Source organism: Rhodovulum sp. BSW8 (genome assembly GCF_003314725.1).
Lineage (GTDB): Bacteria > Pseudomonadota > Alphaproteobacteria > Rhodobacterales > Rhodobacteraceae > Rhodovulum > Rhodovulum visakhapatnamense.
Map to the genome: position 1 here is coordinate 17,358 of NZ_QNVX01000009.1, position 16,300 is coordinate 33,657.

Genomic DNA, 16,300 nt, shown 5'->3' on the forward strand with positions numbered 1-16,300 from the left:
CCATCATACATCGACCGCGACCTTTCCGATCGGGTGGGAACAGCAGGCAAGCACGTAGCCGGCGGCGATGTCGTCCTCGGAGATGCCGCCGTTATGCACCATATGCACCTCGCCCGAGAGCTTTCTGATCTTGCATGTGCCGCAGACGCCGAAGGTGCAGCCCGAAGGAATGTTCAGCCCGGCGCCCCGCGCGGCGGCCAGGATGGTGTCGGTTTCGGACGCGCGCGCGGTGACGCCGGACCGGGCGAAGGTCAGTTCGACTTCTGCATCCTCGCTGGGGACCACGTCGTCGAGGTCCGGCACCTCGTCGGCGGTCGCGGCCGGCGCCTGGAAGCTTTCCTGATGATAGCGGTCCATGTCGTATCCAAGGCCCTGAAGCGCGTCGCGCACCGTCTGCATGAACGGCTCGGGGCCGCAGCAGAACACCTCGCGGTCCAGGTAGTCCGGCGCCATCAGGCCCAGCATCAGCTGGTTGAACACGCCCCGATACCCGGTCCATGGCCGGAACGGATCGGGCCGTTCCACGACCCATTTCAGGTCGATGCCGGGAACCCGCGACGCCATGTGCTCCAGCCGTTCGCGAAAGATGATCCCGGACGGGCTGCGGGCGCAGTTCACGAAGACGATGTCGGGCACCGTGCCCAGATCGAACATGAAGGTGGTCATCGACATGGCCGGCGTGATGCCCGAGCCCGCCGAGATGAAGAGGTACTTCGCCGCCGGATGGTTCAGGTGGCTGAACACGCCCGCCGGGCCGAACGCCTTCAGGCGCATGCCCGGCCGCAGCTCATCGAGCATCCATCGGGTGCCGAGGCTTGCCGCCTGCGCCTTGACCGTGACCGAGACCGACCGCGGCCGCGAGGGCGAGGACGAGATCGTGTAGGTGCGGTGCACGGTCCCGCCCGGAACCGGGATCTCGAGCGTCAGGAACTGCCCCGGCAGATAGTCGAAAAGCGCGCCGGAGGGCGCCTGGAAGGTGAAGGTGGCCGTGTTCGGCACCTCGGGGATGACCGAGACGCATTCCAGCATCTCGTCATCGGACCAGATCGAGCGGGCCTGCGGGCCGGAGAGATCGGTCATCCCGCTCACTCCGCCGCGATCCGGGACGGCGCCCCGGTCCTTTCGGCGAGGGTCCGGCAATACCAGTCGACGAACTGGATCACGCCCGATTCCTGCACCGCCGAATAGGGCCCCGGCACATAGGCCGGCGAGTCGATGCCCAGCTGGTTGTCCTCGACCACCCGCCGGTCCTCGTCGTTGGTGGCGATCCAGACTTCGGTCAGGCGCGTGAGGTCATAGTCGCGCCCCTCGACCGCGTCCCTGTGTACCAGCCACTTGGTCGTGACTTCGGTTTCCCGTGCCGAGACCGGTGTCACGCGGAAGACGATGGAATGGTCCGACAGGAAATGGTTCCAGGTCGTCGGATAGTGGAACAGAAGCAAGGTCCCGGCATCCCGGAACGGCAACCGTCCAAGCGGGCGGGTCACGGCCACCTTGCCGTCCATCGTGTAGCTTTCGGCACCGGGCAGCAGCGGCATCCGCGCGACCCTGAACTGCCCGCTTCCTGCCAGGCGAAGCCGTGCCGGAATGCCCGCGTCCTCGCAGCGCGCGACATGCGCCCTGACGGGTTCGGGCAGGGCATCGCCGTCGGTGCCGGTGATGCGGGGGTCCTCGGGATAGGTGCGGCACAGGGAGGGGTGGTTGCCGCTGCAATGATAGCACTCGCGGTTGTTCTCCCAGACGAGCTTCCAGTTGCCATTCTCGATGATGGTGGATTCGTGGGCGACCTTCGCCGTCGTCAGGTCATGCACCTCGAGGTAGGGACGGACCTGATCGGCGAAGGCGTCGAAATCGGGCGCCTCCTCGGCCAGGCAGATATAGACAAGCCCCGCCAGTTCACGGCAGTGAACCGGTTTCAGGCCGTGCGCCGAGGCGTCGAATTCGGCGCCCATGTCCCGCGCCCAAAGCAGCCGCCCGTCCAGTTCGTAGGTCCATTGGTGATAGGGGCAGACAAGCTTCGGGACGTTGCCCCGGGCCGCCTTGCAGATGATCGAGCCGCGATGGCGGCAGGAATTGTGGAACGCGCGGATCGCGCCATCGGCGCCGCGCACGAGGATCACGCGATAGGCGCCGACCTTGTGGGTGACGTAGGAGCCGGGCTTTTCCAGCTCGCAGCTCGGAATGGCGAACAGCCACTCGCGATACCAGATCGTCTGGAGATCGGCCTCGAAAACGCCTTGATCGGTATAAAACGGACGGTCCAGCGCCTGTCCCGGTTTCTGTGCGGCCAACAAATGCGAGAGGTCGTGCTTCATGGTCTGCCCCTTGCCGCATGTTTCGCGGCGGTTTCCGAAGCGAGCGGAGCGCAAACCGTCCGGGCCCCGGCATACCGCCACAGCCCGTCAAGCGCCTGCGCCGCCGCCCGCGGCTTGCGTCTCGCGCAAGGCTGGTTTCCGGGCTTCGGAGTGGCCTTTCAGCCGGGCGCGGCGCCTTCCCGGGGAGGCTTTCCCAGTGGCCTTCGCCGTGCCTGCCCATCCGTTACCGTTGCGGGGGCAGCGCCGGTTCTGCACCGGCTTCCCAATTCTCCGCCGTCACCGGCGGCACCTTGCGGAACGATTCTAATCGCAGAGGGCGGCAGCCGATGGCCGGAAAACGACTTCGGCCATCGCATTCGCGAACAAGGCCGATCCCCGGGCCGGGACGCGCGCCATTGGGTCGAAGCGGAAGCTTCAGGATCGCTGCGCGAGACCGGACGGAGGTTTTTCAGGCGATTGGGAGACCTTCCACCAAAGAAACGGGTCCACGTGCCGGCGCCAGCCCTTTCGGCCCTGCACCCAACAGGTCGTAAATCTGAGGATCTGGAACACCAGATATTGACATCCGAAGGGGATCGAGAGATGGTGATCCAGTCATGGTTTCCCGGGGCGACCCGGGGACGAAAGAGGGAAGCCGGTGCAGGCCCGTATGGGTCAAATCCGGCGCTGCCCCCGCAACTGTGAGCGGCGAGCGAAGCTGACGACGCCACTGGGCCAATCCATCAGGGGATCGGGGTCCGGGAAGGCCAGCCAAGTGTCGACCCGCAAGCCAGGAGACCTGCCATGACGGACGGCGACAACCACAGGCGGAGGGCCTCGGGGTGCGTGTGCGATTCGCGGCGGGCCGCCCCGTCGCCATGGCTCTCGTGTCCCAAGGTCCGACAGGAAACGGCAGACATATGGGGCGAGACATGACTATCACCGTCTATTCCAGACCGGCCTGCGTGCAATGCACGGCCACGACACGCGCGCTTGAGGCGCGCGGGCTGAGCTATGAAGTGATCGACCTGACCGAAGATGACGCGGCGCTGAGCCATGTGACCGGGCTGGGTTACCGGCAGGTGCCGGTGGTGATTGCGGGCGAGGATCACTGGGCGGGGTTCCGTCCGGACCTGATCGGTCGGCTGGCCTGACGGCGATGGGCGGGCTCGTCTACTATTCCTCCGGGTCTGGCAATACCGCGCGCTTCGTGCAGGCTCTGGGTCTGCCGGCGGCGCGCATTCCGATCGACCCCGAGGATCCAATGCCCAGCCCGGCCGACGCCTTCGTGCTGATCTGCCCGACCTATGCCGACGGCGCGGGCCGTGGCGCTGTGCCCAGGCAGGTGATCCGCTTTCTCAACGATCCCGTCCCCCGCAGCGCTCTGCGGGGCGTCATCGCCAGTGGAAACCGCAATTTCGGCACGCTCTTCGCCGCCGCAGGCGAGGTCATCGCCCGCAAATGCGCCGTTCCGGTGCTTTACCGGTTCGAACTGGCCGGAACCGAAGCCGACATCGCCCGCGTCCGTGCTGGGCTTGCAGAGTTCTGGAGACCGAAATGCTCGATCACGGCCTGAAAGACGCGTCGGCGCTTGATTACCATGCGCTGAACGCGATGCTGAACCTCTTCGACGAAGACGGACGCATCCGCTTCGACGCCGAACGCATGGCCGCGCGGCAGTATTTTCTGCAGCATGTCAACCAGAACACCGTGTTCTTTCACAGCCTTGACGAAAAGCTCGGATATCTGGTCGATGAAGGCTATTACGAGGCCGAGGTTCTCGACCAGTATTCCCGGAATTTCCAGCGGCGGATCTGGGATGCGGCCTATGCGAGGAAATTCCGCTTTTCCACGTTCCTCGGGGCCTTCAAATACTATACCTCCTACACCCTGAAGACCCGCGACGGGCAGCGCTATCTGGAACGCTATGAAGACCGCGTGGTGATGGTGGCTCTCGCGCTGGCGCGGGGCGACGAAGCCCTGGCCATGCGGCTGATGGACGAGATGATCTCGGGCCGCTTCCAGCCCGCCACCCCCACCTTTCTGAACGCCGGAAAGAAAAGCCGGGGCGAGTTGATCTCGTGTTTCCTGCTGAGGGTCGAGGACAACATGGAGTCCATCGGCCGGGCCATCAATTCCTCGCTGCAGCTCAGCAAGCGCGGCGGCGGCGTTGCGCTGATGCTGACCAACATCCGCGAGCATGGCGCCCCTATCAAGGGGATCGAAAACCAGTCCTCGGGTGTGATCCCGGTGATGAAACTGCTGGAAGACTCGTTTTCCTATGCCAATCAGCTGGGGGCGCGGCAGGGGGCGGGCGCTGTCTATCTGAACGCGCACCATCCCGACATCCTGCGCTTTCTTGATACCAAACGCGAGAATGCCGACGAAAAGATCCGCATCAAGACCCTGTCGCTTGGCGTCGTGATCCCGGACGTTACCTTCGATCTCGCCAAGCGGGACGAGGACATGTACCTGTTTTCGCCCCATGACGTGGAGCGGGTTTACGGCATGCCCTTCTCGGAAGTGTCGGTGACCGAGAAATACGACGAGATGGTCGACGACAAGCGGATCCGCAAAAGCAAGATCAACGCGCGCGACTTCTTCCAGACGCTGGCCGAGATCCAGTTCGAGAGCGGATACCCCTACATCATGTTCGAGGACACGGTGAACCGTGCGAACCCGGTGGCGGGGCGGATCGCCATGTCGAACCTCTGTTCCGAGATCCTTCAGGTGAACGAGGCCTCCGAATTCGACGATGACCTGAGCTACCGGCATCTCGGGACCGACATCTCCTGCAACCTCGGCAGCCTGAACATCGCGGCCGCCATGGACGGGCCGGATCTCGGGGAAACGGTGGAAACCGCGATCCGGGCGCTGACGGCGGTTTCGGAGATGTCGGCCATCGACAGCGTGCCCTCGATCCGGCGGGGGAATGACGAGGCCCATGCGGTGGGGCTGGGCCAGATGAACCTTCACGGTTTCCTGGCCCGTGAGCGGATCCATTACGGCAGCCCCGAGGGCATCGATTTCACCCGCAGCTATTTCGCGGCCATTGCCTATCATGCCCTGCGCGCGTCGAATGCCCTCGCGCGCGAAAAGGGGAAAAGCTTCGCGGGCTTCGACCTCTCGAAATACGCGGACGGGACCTTCTTCGAAAAATACGTGACCCGGGACTGGTTGCCCGAGACGGAAACCGTGCGCGATCTTTTCGTCCGGTTCGGGGTCGATCTGCCGAGCCGCAGCCAGTGGGCGGCGCTGCGCGACGCCGTCATCCGGGACGGGCTTTACAACCGCAACCTGCAGGCCGTGCCGCCCACCGGGTCGATCAGCTACATCAACAACTCGACCTCCTCGATCCACCCGATCGCCTCCAGGATCGAGATCCGCAAGGAGGGCAAGATCGGCCGCGTCTACTATCCCGCGCCGTTCATGACGAACGATAATCTGGAGTTCTACCGGGACGCCTACGAGATCGGCCCCGAAGCGATCATCGACACCTATGCCGCCGCGACCGAGCATGTCGATCAGGGCCTGTCGATGACGCTGTTCTTTCCGGCCGAGTCAACGACCCGCGACATCAACCGCGCCCAGATCCGCGCCTGGAAGACGGGCATCAAGACCATCTATTACATCCGTTTGCGCCAGACGGTTCTTGAGGGAACCGAGGTGCAGGGCTGCGTGTCCTGCACGCTGTGAGGTCCGAAATGAAAGACATGACCGATATCCGTGCCGTCCCCCGCGCGATCAACTGGAACCGGCTGCAGGACAACAAGGACCTGGAGGTCTGGAACCGGCTGACGGTAAATTTCTGGTTGCCCGAAAAGGTGCCGCTGTCGAACGACGTTCAAAGCTGGGCGACGCTTCGCCCCGAAGAGCAGCAACTGACCATCCGTGTGTTCACCGGCCTGACGCTGCTCGACACGATCCAGAACGCCGTCGGCGCGCCCGCGATGTTGCCCGATGCGCAGACCCCGCACGAAGAGGCGGTGCTGACCAACATCGCCTTCATGGAGGCGGTGCATGCGCGAAGCTATTCCTCGGTTTTCTCGACGCTCTGCCAGACGCGCGAGGTCGACGAAGCGTTCCGCTGGTCCGAGGAAAACCCGCATCTGCAGGCGAAGGCCCGGCTGATCCTCGACGAATACGCTGCGTGCGGCGATCCCTTGCGCCGCAAGGTCGCCTCGGTGTTCCTGGAAAGCTTCCTGTTCTATTCGGGGTTCTACCTGCCAATGTACTGGTCGAGCCGCGCCAAGCTGACCAATACCGCCGATCTGATCCGCCTGATCATCCGCGACGAGGCGATCCACGGCTACTATATCGGCTACAAGTTTCAGCGCGGTGCCGACCGGCTTCCAGAGGCAGAACGCGCCGCTCTGAAGGACTTTGCCTTCGCGCTGATCTTCGATCTCTACGAAATCGAGGCGCGCTATACCGAAGAGCTTTATGACGGCCTCGGCCTGACCGAAGACGTCAAGGCCTTCCTTCACTACAACGCCAATAAGGCGCTGCAGAATCTCGGCTACGAGGCGCTGTTTCCGCCCGCCGCCTGCGAGGTGAACCCCGCAATTCTTGCCGCGCTGAGTCCCGACAGCGAGAACCACGATTTCTTCTCGGGCTCGGGCTCCTCATACGTCATCGGCAAGGCGGTGGCGACCGAGGACGAGGACTGGGATTTTTGACCATGCAGACAGGTGATGCGATGACGGCCGTTCTCCCCCAATCCGTCGTGACCCGCGACGGGCAGGTGGTTCCCTTCGACAGTGGCCGCATCGCGCGGGCCGTCGCCCGCGCGGGCGAGGCCACCGGCGAGTTCGGCGCCGAAGAGGCCGCGCGCCTGACCGATCGGGTGGTGCGGGTCCTGAGCTTTCGCCATGCGGGCGGCGCGCCCGGCGTCGAAGAGATCCAGGATGCGGTCGAACAGGCGCTGATCGGCGCCAACCGGATGGTGACGGTGCGCGCCTATGCGGTCTATCGCGACCAGCATGCGCGGCTGCGCGAGGACCGGCGGGTGCTGGTCGATGTGGAAAGCTCGATCAACGAATATCTCGACAGGTCGGACTGGCGGGTGAACGCCAACGCGAACCAGGGCTATTCGCTGGGCGGCATGATCCTGAACACCTCGGGCAAGGTGACGGCCAATTACTGGCTGAGCCATATCTACCCGCCGGAAGTCGGCCGGGCCCATCGCGAGGGCGATGTCCATATCCACGATCTCGACATGTTCGCGGGCTATTGCGCGGGCTGGTCGCTGCGGACGCTCTTGCGCGAGGGGCTGAACGGCGTGCCCGGCACCATCGAATCCGGCCCGCCGATGCATCTGACCAGCGCCTTGGGCCAGATCGTCAATTTCCTCGGCACGCTGCAGAACGAATGGGCCGGTGCGCAGGCCTTCAGTTCCTTCGATACCTATCTCGCGCCCTATGTGCGGCTCGACGGGCTGGACTATGCCGCCGTGCGGCAGGCGATGCAGGAATTCATCTACAACCTCAACGTCCCCTCGCGCTGGGGCACCCAGACGCCCTTCACCAACCTCACCTTCGACTGGACCTGTCCCGCCGATCTGGCGGACCAGGTGCCGATCGTCGGCGGGCGCGAGGTCGATTTCGCCTATGGCGAGCTGCAGGCCGAGATGGACCTCATCAACCGCGCCTATATGGAGGTGATGACCGAGGGCGATGCCCATGGCCGGGTCTTCACCTTCCCGATCCCGACCTACAACATCACGCCCGATTTCCCCTGGGACAGCGAGAACGCAGGCTATCTCTTCGAGATGACGGCGAAATACGGGCTGCCCTATTTCCAGAACTTCGTGAATTCGGAACTGGAACCTCACATGGTCCGGTCCATGTGCTGCCGGTTGCAGCTGGACCTGACCGAACTGCTGAAACGCGGCAACGGGCTTTTCGGGTCGGCCGAGCAGACCGGGTCGCTTGGCGTCGTCACCATCAACTGCGCCCGGCTGGGCTATCTGCACAAGGGCGACGAGGCGGGGCTGCTGGCCGCGCTCGACCGGCTGGCGGGGATCGCGAAGACCAGCCTGGAGCTGAAGCGCAAGGTGATCGAGCGCCATATCGAGGCCGGGCTTTTCCCTTACACCAAGCGCTATCTCGGAACGCTGAGAAACCATTTCTCGACGCTGGGCGTGAATGGCGTGAACGAGATGATCCGGAACTTCAGCGGCGATACCCAGGACATCACGACCCCATGGGGCAAGGCCTTCGCGCTGCGCTTCATGGACCATCTGCGCGCCCGGATGGTCGAGTTTCAGGAAGACACCGGGCATATGTACAACCTTGAGGCCACGCCTGCCGAGGGCACGACCTACCGCTTTGCCCGCGAGGACCGGAAACGCTTCTCCGGCATCCTGCAGGCGGGCACGGACGATCAGCCCTATTACACCAACTCGACCCAGCTTCCCGTGGGCTGGACCTCCGACCCGTTCGAGGCGCTCGAACATCAGGAGCCGCTGCAGGCGCGCTATACCGGCGGCACGGTCCTGCATCTTTACATGGGCGAGCGGATCTCTTCGGCCGAGGCCTGCAAGAAGCTCGTCCGCCGGGCGCTGTCGTCGTTCCGCCTGCCCTATATCACCGTGACGCCCACCTTCTCGATCTGCCCCAAACACGGGTATCTCGCGGGCGAGCACGAATTCTGCCCCAAATGCGACGCCGAGCTGATCGCGGCGAAGCGCGCGAAAGCCAGCTGAAGGAGTTATCCGATGACCCTGATCGACAAGACCATGACCGCCCGCGATGCCGAGATCGTCCTGACGGACGAGGAGCGCATGCGCTGCGAGGTCTGGACCCGGGTGATGGGCTATCACCGTCCGATGGCGTCCTTCAACACCGGCAAGAAGGGCGAGGCCGCCGAGCGGGTCTATTTCGACGAGACGAAGGCGCGGCTTGGCTGAGATCGCCGTCGCGGGGCTCGTTCGGCACTCGACGGTCGACTGGCCGGGCGAACTGGTGGCGACGGTCTTCTGTCAGGGCTGCCCCTGGGCCTGCCGTTACTGCCACAATCCGGCGCTGTTGGCGGCGGGACCGGGCAGCATCGCCTGGGCCGAGGTCATGGCCTTCCTGCACCGCCGCCGCGGGTTGCTCGACGGTGTCGTGATATCGGGCGGCGAGCCGACATTGCAGAGCGATCTGGCGGCGGCCCTCTCGGAGATCCGGGCACTGGGGTTCCGCACCGGTCTGCATACCGGCGGGCCCTATCCGGCCCGGCTGGCGAAGGCGGCGCCCCTGCTCGACTGGGTGGGGTTCGACGTCAAGGCGCCTTTCGGGGCCTATGACCGGATCACCGGCGTTCCGGGCAGCGGCGCGAAGGCGCGCGACAGCCTGATCCTGCTGCGCGACAGCGGGGTCGCACTCGATCCGCGCACCACGGTTCATCCCGCGCTTCTGAGCGCTGCGGATCTGGCGCGGATCGATGCCGAGCTTGACGCTTTGGGCCTGCCGCCCTCGCGCCGCCAGCCGTTTCGCGCGGAGGGCTGCGCCGATCAGGCGCTCGGCGCCTGGGCCGGGGCATAGGGCGAGAACTGCGCGCGGCCGGGATTGGCGGCCAGAGGGCGGCCGAGCATCGGGAAGGCGCGTTGCGAACATTCTTCGCGGGGGCAGATCTTGCAGCCTGCCCCGATCGGCGTCACCGCCGCCGGATCGCCCAGGTCCAGCCCCTGGGAATAGACCAGCCGCCCGGCATGGGCGATGTCGCAGCCAAGCGCCACCGCGAAGACCTTGCCGGGCGAGCCATAGCGGCCGCGGCGGCTCTGGACCATGCGGGTGACCCAGAAATAGCGCCGCCCCTCGGGCATCTCGGCGATCTGGGTCAGGATCTCGCCCGGCCGGTCGAAGGCCGAATGCACCCGCCAGAGCGGACAGCTGCCGCCGACCTTCGAGAAATGGAAATCGGTCGCCGACTGGCGTTTCGAGATATTGCCCGCCCGGTCGACCCGCAGGAAGAAGAAGGGCACGCCCTGCCGGCCGGGCCGCTGCAGCGTCGACAGCCGGTGGCAGGTCGCCTCGAACCCGGTGCCGAAGCGGTGGCCGAGCCAGCCGATATCGTAGCCCGATTGCTCGGCGGCCCGCCAGATCGCCTCGTAGGGCATCAGCACCGCGCCCGCGAAGTAGTTCGCAAGCCCGATCCGGGCCAGCCGCCGGGCCTCGTCGCCGGAAAAGGCCGCGCCTGCGACCAGCCGCGCGATCTCGTCCTCCGCCTCGATCAGACCGATCTGGGTCGCCGCCTGAAACGCCATCTGTCCGGGGCTCAGCCCTCCCGACAACAGAAGCTCGCGCCGCCCGGGGTCGAAGCGGCGAAGATCGCCGGTCTCGTCCTCTCCGCGGCGCAGCGCGATGCCGTGGCGGTCGCGCAGATGCGCCGCAAGCCCGGGCAGCGGCTCGCCCGGGGCAAGGGTCGCCGCGCGGGCCAGGTCTTCTGCCCGGGTATCGAGCCCGTCGAAGAAATTCCGGTTGTCGTAGAAGAAATCCCTGACCTCTTCGAACGGGGCGGGGGCGGGCATGGCATCGGGCGCGCCTTGCGCCAGCGCCAGCGCCGCCGCGCGGTCCTCGGCCTCGCGGGCGCGCCGGTGCAGCGCGATCATCCGGCGCGCCAGCGCGGGCGCGTTGTCGACCAGATCGCGCAGGTCGGCGGCGCCGACGGCCGGCTCGCCGCCCTGCAGCGCCTCGCGCAGTTCGGCCAGCACGCGCGCATCGCCCTCTTCCGAGAACACCTGGATGTCGAGCCCGAAGGCCGCGTTGATCTTCAGCAGGACCTGCACGGTCAGCGGGCGCTGGTTGCGCTCGATCTGGTTGAGATAGCTCGGCGATATCCCGAGCTGGGCGGCCAGCGCCGCCTGGGTCAGCCCGCGCGCCTCGCGCAGCTGGCGCAACCGGCCGCCCAGATAGGCCTTCTTCATCCGAACCCCTTCGCAGTCTTCGCAAAAGCTTGCCCTACGTCTCGCAAACCTTCGCATTTTCAAGCCTATCGCGCATTATTGAAAATCCTTAGGGCGTTTTCAGCCCCGCAGCAATGCAAAGGTTGCAAAGGATGCCTGTCTCTGAACCGGACCGAGATCGCCCCAGCCGGATGACCGCCCTGATCTTTCCGGAGACCGTGAACCATCATGGCACCCTCTTTGCCGGTGCGGGGCTTGCCCTGATGAGCAAGGCCGCGTTCCTCGCCGCAAGTCGCCGCGCCCGGCGCCCCGTGGTCATGGCGGCCGCGGAGAAGATCGACTTTCGCACGCCCGTTCTGCCCGGCCAGATGCTGGAACTGACCGCGACGGTCGTTCGGGTCGGGCGCAGCTCGATGCAGGTCGAGGTTTCGGGCGAGGTCGAGACGCTGACCACCGGCGCGCGGCACATCGCCATGACCGGCCGCTTCGACATGGTGGCCGTCGACGAAAGCGGCCGCCCCACCCCTATCGACGATCAAGACACGGAGATCCGCACATGAAAGACGAAACCCCGCGCATGGCCCTGCACCGCCTGCGCCCCCACAAATCGGCCGAGTCTCTGGCCCGCGAGGATCAGCTTGCCTGGAAATTCGCCGAGATCGCGGCCGATCCGGTGGCGGTCGACGATGATGTCGCCGAGATGATCGTGAACCGCGTGATCGACAACGCGTCGGTGGCCTCGGCCTCGCTGGCCCGCCGCCCGGTGGCCTCGGCGCGCGCGCAGGCGCTGTGCCATCCCTACCGGCGCGGCGCGGCCGTGTTCGGCATGCCGCACGACACCCGCGTCAGCCCGGAATGGGCGGCCTGGGCCAATGGCGTGGCGGTGCGCGAGCTCGACTATCACGACACCTTCCTTGCCGCCGACTATTCGCATCCGGCCGACAACATCCCGCCGATCCTGGCAGTGGCGCAGCATTGCGGTCTGTCGGGCAAGGCGCTGCTGCGCGGCATCGCGACGGGCTACGAAGTGCAGGTCAATCTGGTCAAGGCGATCTGTCTGCACGAACACAAGATCGACCATATCGCCCATCTGGGCGTCTCGGCCGCGGCCGGGATCGGCACCGCGCTGAACCTGCCCACCGAGACGATCTACCAGGCGATCCAGCAGGCGCTTCATGTCACCACGACGACGCGCCAGTCCCGCAAGGGCGAGATTTCCAGCTGGAAAGCCTATGCCCCGGCCTTTGCCGGCAAGATGGCGATCGAAGCGGTCGATCGCGCGATGCGGGGCGAGGGCGCGCCCAGCCCGGCCTGGGAAGGCGAGGACGGCTTCGTCGCCTGGATGCTGTCGGGCCCCGACGCCGCCTACGAGGTGCCGCTGCCGATGCGGGGGGCGCCCAAACGCGCGATCCTCGAGACCTACACCAAGGAGCATTCGGCTGAATATCAGAGCCAGGCGCTGATCGATCTGGCACGGCGGCTGCGCGGCGAAATCGGCGATCTCAGGCAAATCCGGACCATCGTCATTCATACCAGCCACCACACCCATTACGTGATCGGCACCGGCGCGAACGACCCGCAGAAGATGGACCCCACGGCCAGCCGCGAGACGCTGGACCACTCGATCATGTACATCTTCGCCGTGGCCCTGGAAGACGGCGCCTGGCATCACGAGAAATCCTATGCGCAAGAACGCGCCGCGCGCCCCTCGACGGTCGATCTGTGGCACAAGATCTCGACCCTGGAAGACCCGGACTGGACGCGCCGCTATCACAGCCGCGACCCGCAGGAAAAGGCCTTCGGCGGCCGCGTTGTGGTCACGCTGAAGAACGGCCGGGTGATCGAGGACGAGATTGCGCTGGCCGACGCCCATCCGCACGGCGCCCGGCCCTTCGAGCGGCCGAACTACGTGAAGAAGTTCCTGACGCTTTCCGAGGGTGTGCTTGACCCGAAAGAGCAGGACCGGTTCCTCAACGCCGCCGAGAATGTCGCCGATATTCCCGAAAGCGGGCTTGGGATCCTGAATTTCACCGCCGCGCCCGAAAAGCTGGGCGCCGCACGTCCCCACGGCCTTTTCGACTGGAACTGACCCATGACCGGCATCATCAGGAAACCGAAGAAATCCGTGGCCCTGTCGGGCATCGTCGCGGGCAACACGGCGCTGTGCAGCGTGGGGCAGACCGGCAACGACCTGCATTATCGCGGCTATGATATTCTGGACATCGCCGAGGCCTGCGATTTCGAAGAGATCGCGCATCTGCTGATCCACGGGCATCTGCCCTCGACCGCCGAACTGACCGCCTACAAGGCCAAGCTGAGGCGCCTGCGCGGCCTGCCTGCCGCCGTGCGCCAGACGCTGGAGGCGATCCCGGCCGCGACCCATCCGATGGATGTGCTGCGCTCGGGCGTCTCGGCGCTGGGATGCGTGCTGCCCGAACCCAATGACCAGAACCCGGCCGCGGCCCGCGACATCGCCGACCGTCTGATCGCGGTGCAGGGCTCGATGCTGCTGTACTGGATGCATTATGCCCGGAACGGCCGCCGGATCGAGGTCGAGACGGAGGACGAGACCGTCGCGGGCCATTTCCTGCACCTGCTGCACGGCGCGCCGCCCAGCCAGGACCATGTGCGCGCGATGCACACGACCCTGATCCTTTACGCCGAGCATGAATTCAACGCCTCGACCTTCACCGCGCGGTCCATCGCGGGCACCGGGGCCGATATCTATTCGGCGATCACCGGGGCCATCGGGGCGCTCAGGGGGCCCAAGCATGGCGGTGCCAACGAGGCCGCCTTCGAGATCCAGAAACGCTATGCCACGCCAGACAAGGCCGAGGAGGACATCCGCCGCCGCGTCGCCGCGAAAGAGGTCATCATCGGCTTCGGCCACCCGGTCTATACCGTTTCGGACCCGCGCAACGCGGTCATCAAGCGCGTGGCCCGGCATCTGGCCGATCATGAGGGCGCGACCAGGATGTTCGACATCGCCGAGCGGATCGAGACGGTGATGGCCGATGCCAAGGGCATGTTCCCCAATCTCGACTGGTATTCGGCGGTCTCCTACCACCTGCTGGGTGTGCCGACCGAGCTGTTCACGCCGATCTTCGTGATCGCGCGGACGGCGGGGTGGGGGGCGCATGTGGTCGAACAGCGCGCGGATGGCAAGATCATCCGCCCCTCGGCCAACTATGTCGGCCCCGAGAACCGCCGTTTCCTGCCGCTCGACCAGCGCGGCGGGCTGCTGACCGATCAGACGGAGGCATAAATGCCCTATCTCGTTGCAAATGACCTTCCCGATCGCCCGGCGCCCGCACGTTTCCGCGCGGCGCTGGCCCGGCCCGGGATCTACCGCCTGCCGGGCGCGCATAACGGCATGGCCGCCCTTCAGGCGAAGGCCGCCGGGTTCCAGGGGCTTTACCTGTCGGGGGCGGCGATGACCGCCCAGATGGGGCTGCCCGATCTCGGCATCATCACGGTGGACGAGGTCGCCTTCTTCATCCGCCAGATCGCGCGGGCCAGCGGCCTGCCGCTGCTGGTCGATGGCGATACCGGCTATGGCGAGGCGCTGAACGTCATGCACATGGTCCGCTGCTTCGAGGAAGCGGGCGCCGCGGCCGTTCATCTGGAAGACCAGCTTCTGCCGAAGAAATGCGGCCACCTGAACGACAAGAAACTGGCCCGCCCCGAGGACATGGCGGCCAAGGTCGCTGCCGCGGCCCGCGCCCGGCGCGATCTTTTCATCATCGCGCGCACCGATGCGGCGGCCTCCGAAGGCATCGAGGGGGCGGTTGCCCGTGCGAAGCTTTATGTCGAGGCGGGGGCCGACGCGATCTTCCCCGAGGCGCTGACCTCGGTCGAGATGTTCCGCGAGGTCCGCGCCCGGCTGCCGGGGGTGAAGCTGCTGGCCAACATGACCGAATTCGGCCGGACGCCCGCGCTGACGGCGGCCGAGTTTCAGGATCTGGGCTACGACATGGTGATCTGGCCGGTCAGTTCGCTGCGCGTGGCCAACAAGGCGCAGGAACGGCTGTACGCCGAACTGGCGCGGTCGGGCTCCACCGCTCGGCAGATCCCCGAGATGCAGACCCGCGCCGAGCTTTACGAAACGATCGGGCTGAATGCCTACGAGTCGCTCGACCGCTCGATCGTGGCCAGCTTGGCGCCGGAACCCGTCTGACCGGCATGGGTGGCGGCGAGGCTGACGAAACCCGTCAGGAAATCGGCGGCCTCGCCCGTGCGGCGGCTCAGGTGGATCGTCTTGAAGATCCCCCCGGCCCCGATCCTGACGGCCGCCACCCCGGCACCTTCGGGCAGATCGCGGATCAGCCAGTCGGGGATCGAACTGATCCCCCGTCCGGCCGCCACCATGCGCAGCATCAGCTCGGATGTCTCGACGGTCCGGTGCCGCCGGGGGCGGACATGGCCCGGCACCAGAAACCGGGTGAAGATGTCCAGCCGTTCGGGTTCCACCGGATAGGTGATCAGCGTCTCGCCCGTCAGGTCGGCCGGCGCGGCATGGGGCTTGCGGGTCAGCGCGTGGCCTTCGGGTACCGCCAGGACCAGTTCGTAAGGATAGACCGGATGATGCGTCAGCCCGGGATGCTCCAGCGGGTCGGGCGTGACCAGAAGGTCGATCTCGTGGCCCAGAAGCGCGCCGACCCCGCCAAAGCGGAAGGCCGTGGTCAGATCCAGATCGACCTGCGGCCAGTCGTTGAGGAAGGGCTCGATCACCCGCATCAGCCAATGCTCGCAGGGGTGGCATTCCATCCCCAGACGCAGCGAGCCGCGCTGTCCTGTCGCGAAATCCGCCAGCACCCGGTCCGCATGGTCGAATTGCGGCAGCACCCGTTCTGCAAAGGCCAGGAGCCATTCGCCCGTTTGGGTCAGGCGCAGCCCGCGCCCGTCCCGTTCCCAGATGGCCACGCCATGGCGGTCCGCGAAACGCCGCATCGTGTGGCTGGCTGCGGACTGGCTGAGGTTCAGGGCCTCGGCTGCGGCGGCAAGACTGCCATGCCGGGCGACCGCGCGTAGCAGAAGCAGGGGCTGAAGATCGACCAATACATGACTCCAACAGAATATTCGGTGACAAATGACCATTTTTCGTCAAGCGATTCCA

At 65.9% G+C, this 16,300-nt stretch carries 13 protein-coding genes, 1 pseudogene and 2 riboswitches; of the genes and pseudogenes, 10 read left to right on the plus strand and 4 right to left on the minus strand.

The features are described from left to right. Positions 1-3: 3 nt before the first annotated feature. Together DSD19_RS06855 and DSD19_RS06860 are read right to left on the minus strand one after the other, a co-directional pair. Positions 4-1,080 (minus strand): hybrid-cluster NAD(P)-dependent oxidoreductase, encoded by a 1,077-nt coding sequence (locus tag DSD19_RS06855; RefSeq protein ID WP_075787800.1) that lies wholly within the window; start codon positions 1,078-1,080, stop codon positions 4-6. A gap of 5 nt (positions 1,081-1,085) precedes the next feature. Continuing rightward, positions 1,086-2,315 (minus strand): aromatic ring-hydroxylating dioxygenase subunit alpha, encoded by a 1,230-nt coding sequence (locus tag DSD19_RS06860; RefSeq protein ID WP_113669045.1) that lies wholly within the window; start codon positions 2,313-2,315, stop codon positions 1,086-1,088. 111 nt (positions 2,316-2,426) lie between these two features. Next, positions 2,427-2,623, minus strand: a riboswitch (cobalamin riboswitch). 272 nt (positions 2,624-2,895) lie between these two features. Further along, a riboswitch (cobalamin riboswitch) is annotated at positions 2,896-3,116 on the plus strand. 110 nt (positions 3,117-3,226) lie between these two features. Between DSD19_RS06860 and nrdH the strand changes: the two genes are divergently transcribed. The 6 genes and pseudogenes from nrdH (at position 3,227) to DSD19_RS06895 (ending at position 9,823) form a co-directional block, all read left to right on the plus strand. Beyond that, positions 3,227-3,448, plus strand: a complete 222-nt coding sequence (gene nrdH, locus DSD19_RS06865) for a glutaredoxin-like protein NrdH (RefSeq protein ID WP_075787780.1) — start codon at positions 3,227-3,229, stop codon at positions 3,446-3,448. 5 nt (positions 3,449-3,453) lie between these two features. After that, entirely contained in the window at positions 3,454-3,870 is a 417-nt protein-coding gene (nrdI, locus tag DSD19_RS06870; RefSeq protein WP_113669046.1) for a class Ib ribonucleoside-diphosphate reductase assembly flavoprotein NrdI, read from the plus strand. Then, entirely contained in the window at positions 3,852-5,990 is a 2,139-nt protein-coding gene (gene nrdE / locus DSD19_RS06875) for a class 1b ribonucleoside-diphosphate reductase subunit alpha (protein ID WP_113669047.1), read from the plus strand. The genes nrdI and nrdE overlap by 19 nt, the downstream gene beginning before the upstream one ends. A gap of 8 nt (positions 5,991-5,998) precedes the next feature. After that, entirely contained in the window at positions 5,999-6,973 is a 975-nt protein-coding gene (nrdF, locus tag DSD19_RS06880) for a class 1b ribonucleoside-diphosphate reductase subunit beta (RefSeq protein WP_075787777.1), read from the plus strand. 20 nt (positions 6,974-6,993) lie between these two features. Beyond that, positions 6,994-9,204 (plus strand): annotated as a pseudogene (locus DSD19_RS06885) (ribonucleoside triphosphate reductase). Beyond that, a complete protein-coding gene (locus DSD19_RS06895; RefSeq protein WP_113669048.1) occupies positions 9,197-9,823 on the plus strand; it encodes an anaerobic ribonucleoside-triphosphate reductase activating protein in 627 nt (208 codons plus the stop codon). The pseudogene DSD19_RS06885 and the gene DSD19_RS06895 overlap by 8 nt, the downstream one beginning before the upstream one ends. Here the strand turns inward: DSD19_RS06895 and DSD19_RS06900 are convergent. Beyond that, positions 9,793-11,205, minus strand: a complete 1,413-nt coding sequence (locus DSD19_RS06900) for a short-chain fatty acyl-CoA regulator family protein (RefSeq protein WP_113669049.1) — start codon at positions 11,203-11,205, stop codon at positions 9,793-9,795. The genes DSD19_RS06895 and DSD19_RS06900 overlap by 31 nt on opposite strands. 170 nt (positions 11,206-11,375) lie before the next feature. Between DSD19_RS06900 and DSD19_RS06905 the strand changes: the two genes are divergently transcribed. Genes DSD19_RS06905 through prpB form a run of 4 tightly spaced genes read left to right on the plus strand, consistent with a single transcriptional unit; the run spans position 11,376 to position 15,361 of the window. Further along, positions 11,376-11,744 carry an acyl-CoA thioesterase gene (locus tag DSD19_RS06905; RefSeq protein WP_237399824.1) on the plus strand — a complete coding sequence of 123 codons (369 nt, stop codon included), beginning with the start codon at positions 11,376-11,378 and terminating at the stop codon, positions 11,742-11,744. Then, complete coding sequence (locus DSD19_RS06910; RefSeq protein ID WP_243627778.1) at positions 11,741-13,273, plus strand: MmgE/PrpD family protein; 1,533 nt, start codon at positions 11,741-11,743, stop codon at positions 13,271-13,273. Before DSD19_RS06905 ends, DSD19_RS06910 begins: the two co-directional genes overlap by 4 nt. 3 nt (positions 13,274-13,276) lie before the next feature. Then, a complete protein-coding gene (prpC, locus tag DSD19_RS06915) occupies positions 13,277-14,449 on the plus strand; it encodes a 2-methylcitrate synthase (RefSeq protein ID WP_113669050.1) in 1,173 nt (390 codons plus the stop codon). After that, complete coding sequence (gene prpB / locus DSD19_RS06920; RefSeq protein WP_075787772.1) at positions 14,450-15,361, plus strand: methylisocitrate lyase; 912 nt, start codon at positions 14,450-14,452, stop codon at positions 15,359-15,361. On the opposite strand, the gene DSD19_RS06925 is transcribed toward prpB, so the two are convergent. After that, positions 15,307-16,242, minus strand: coding sequence for a LysR family transcriptional regulator (locus tag DSD19_RS06925; RefSeq protein WP_075787771.1), 936 nt, complete (start codon positions 16,240-16,242; stop codon positions 15,307-15,309). The two genes, prpB and DSD19_RS06925, sit on opposite strands and share 55 nt — an antisense overlap. Between the last annotated feature and the right edge of the window lie 58 nt (positions 16,243-16,300).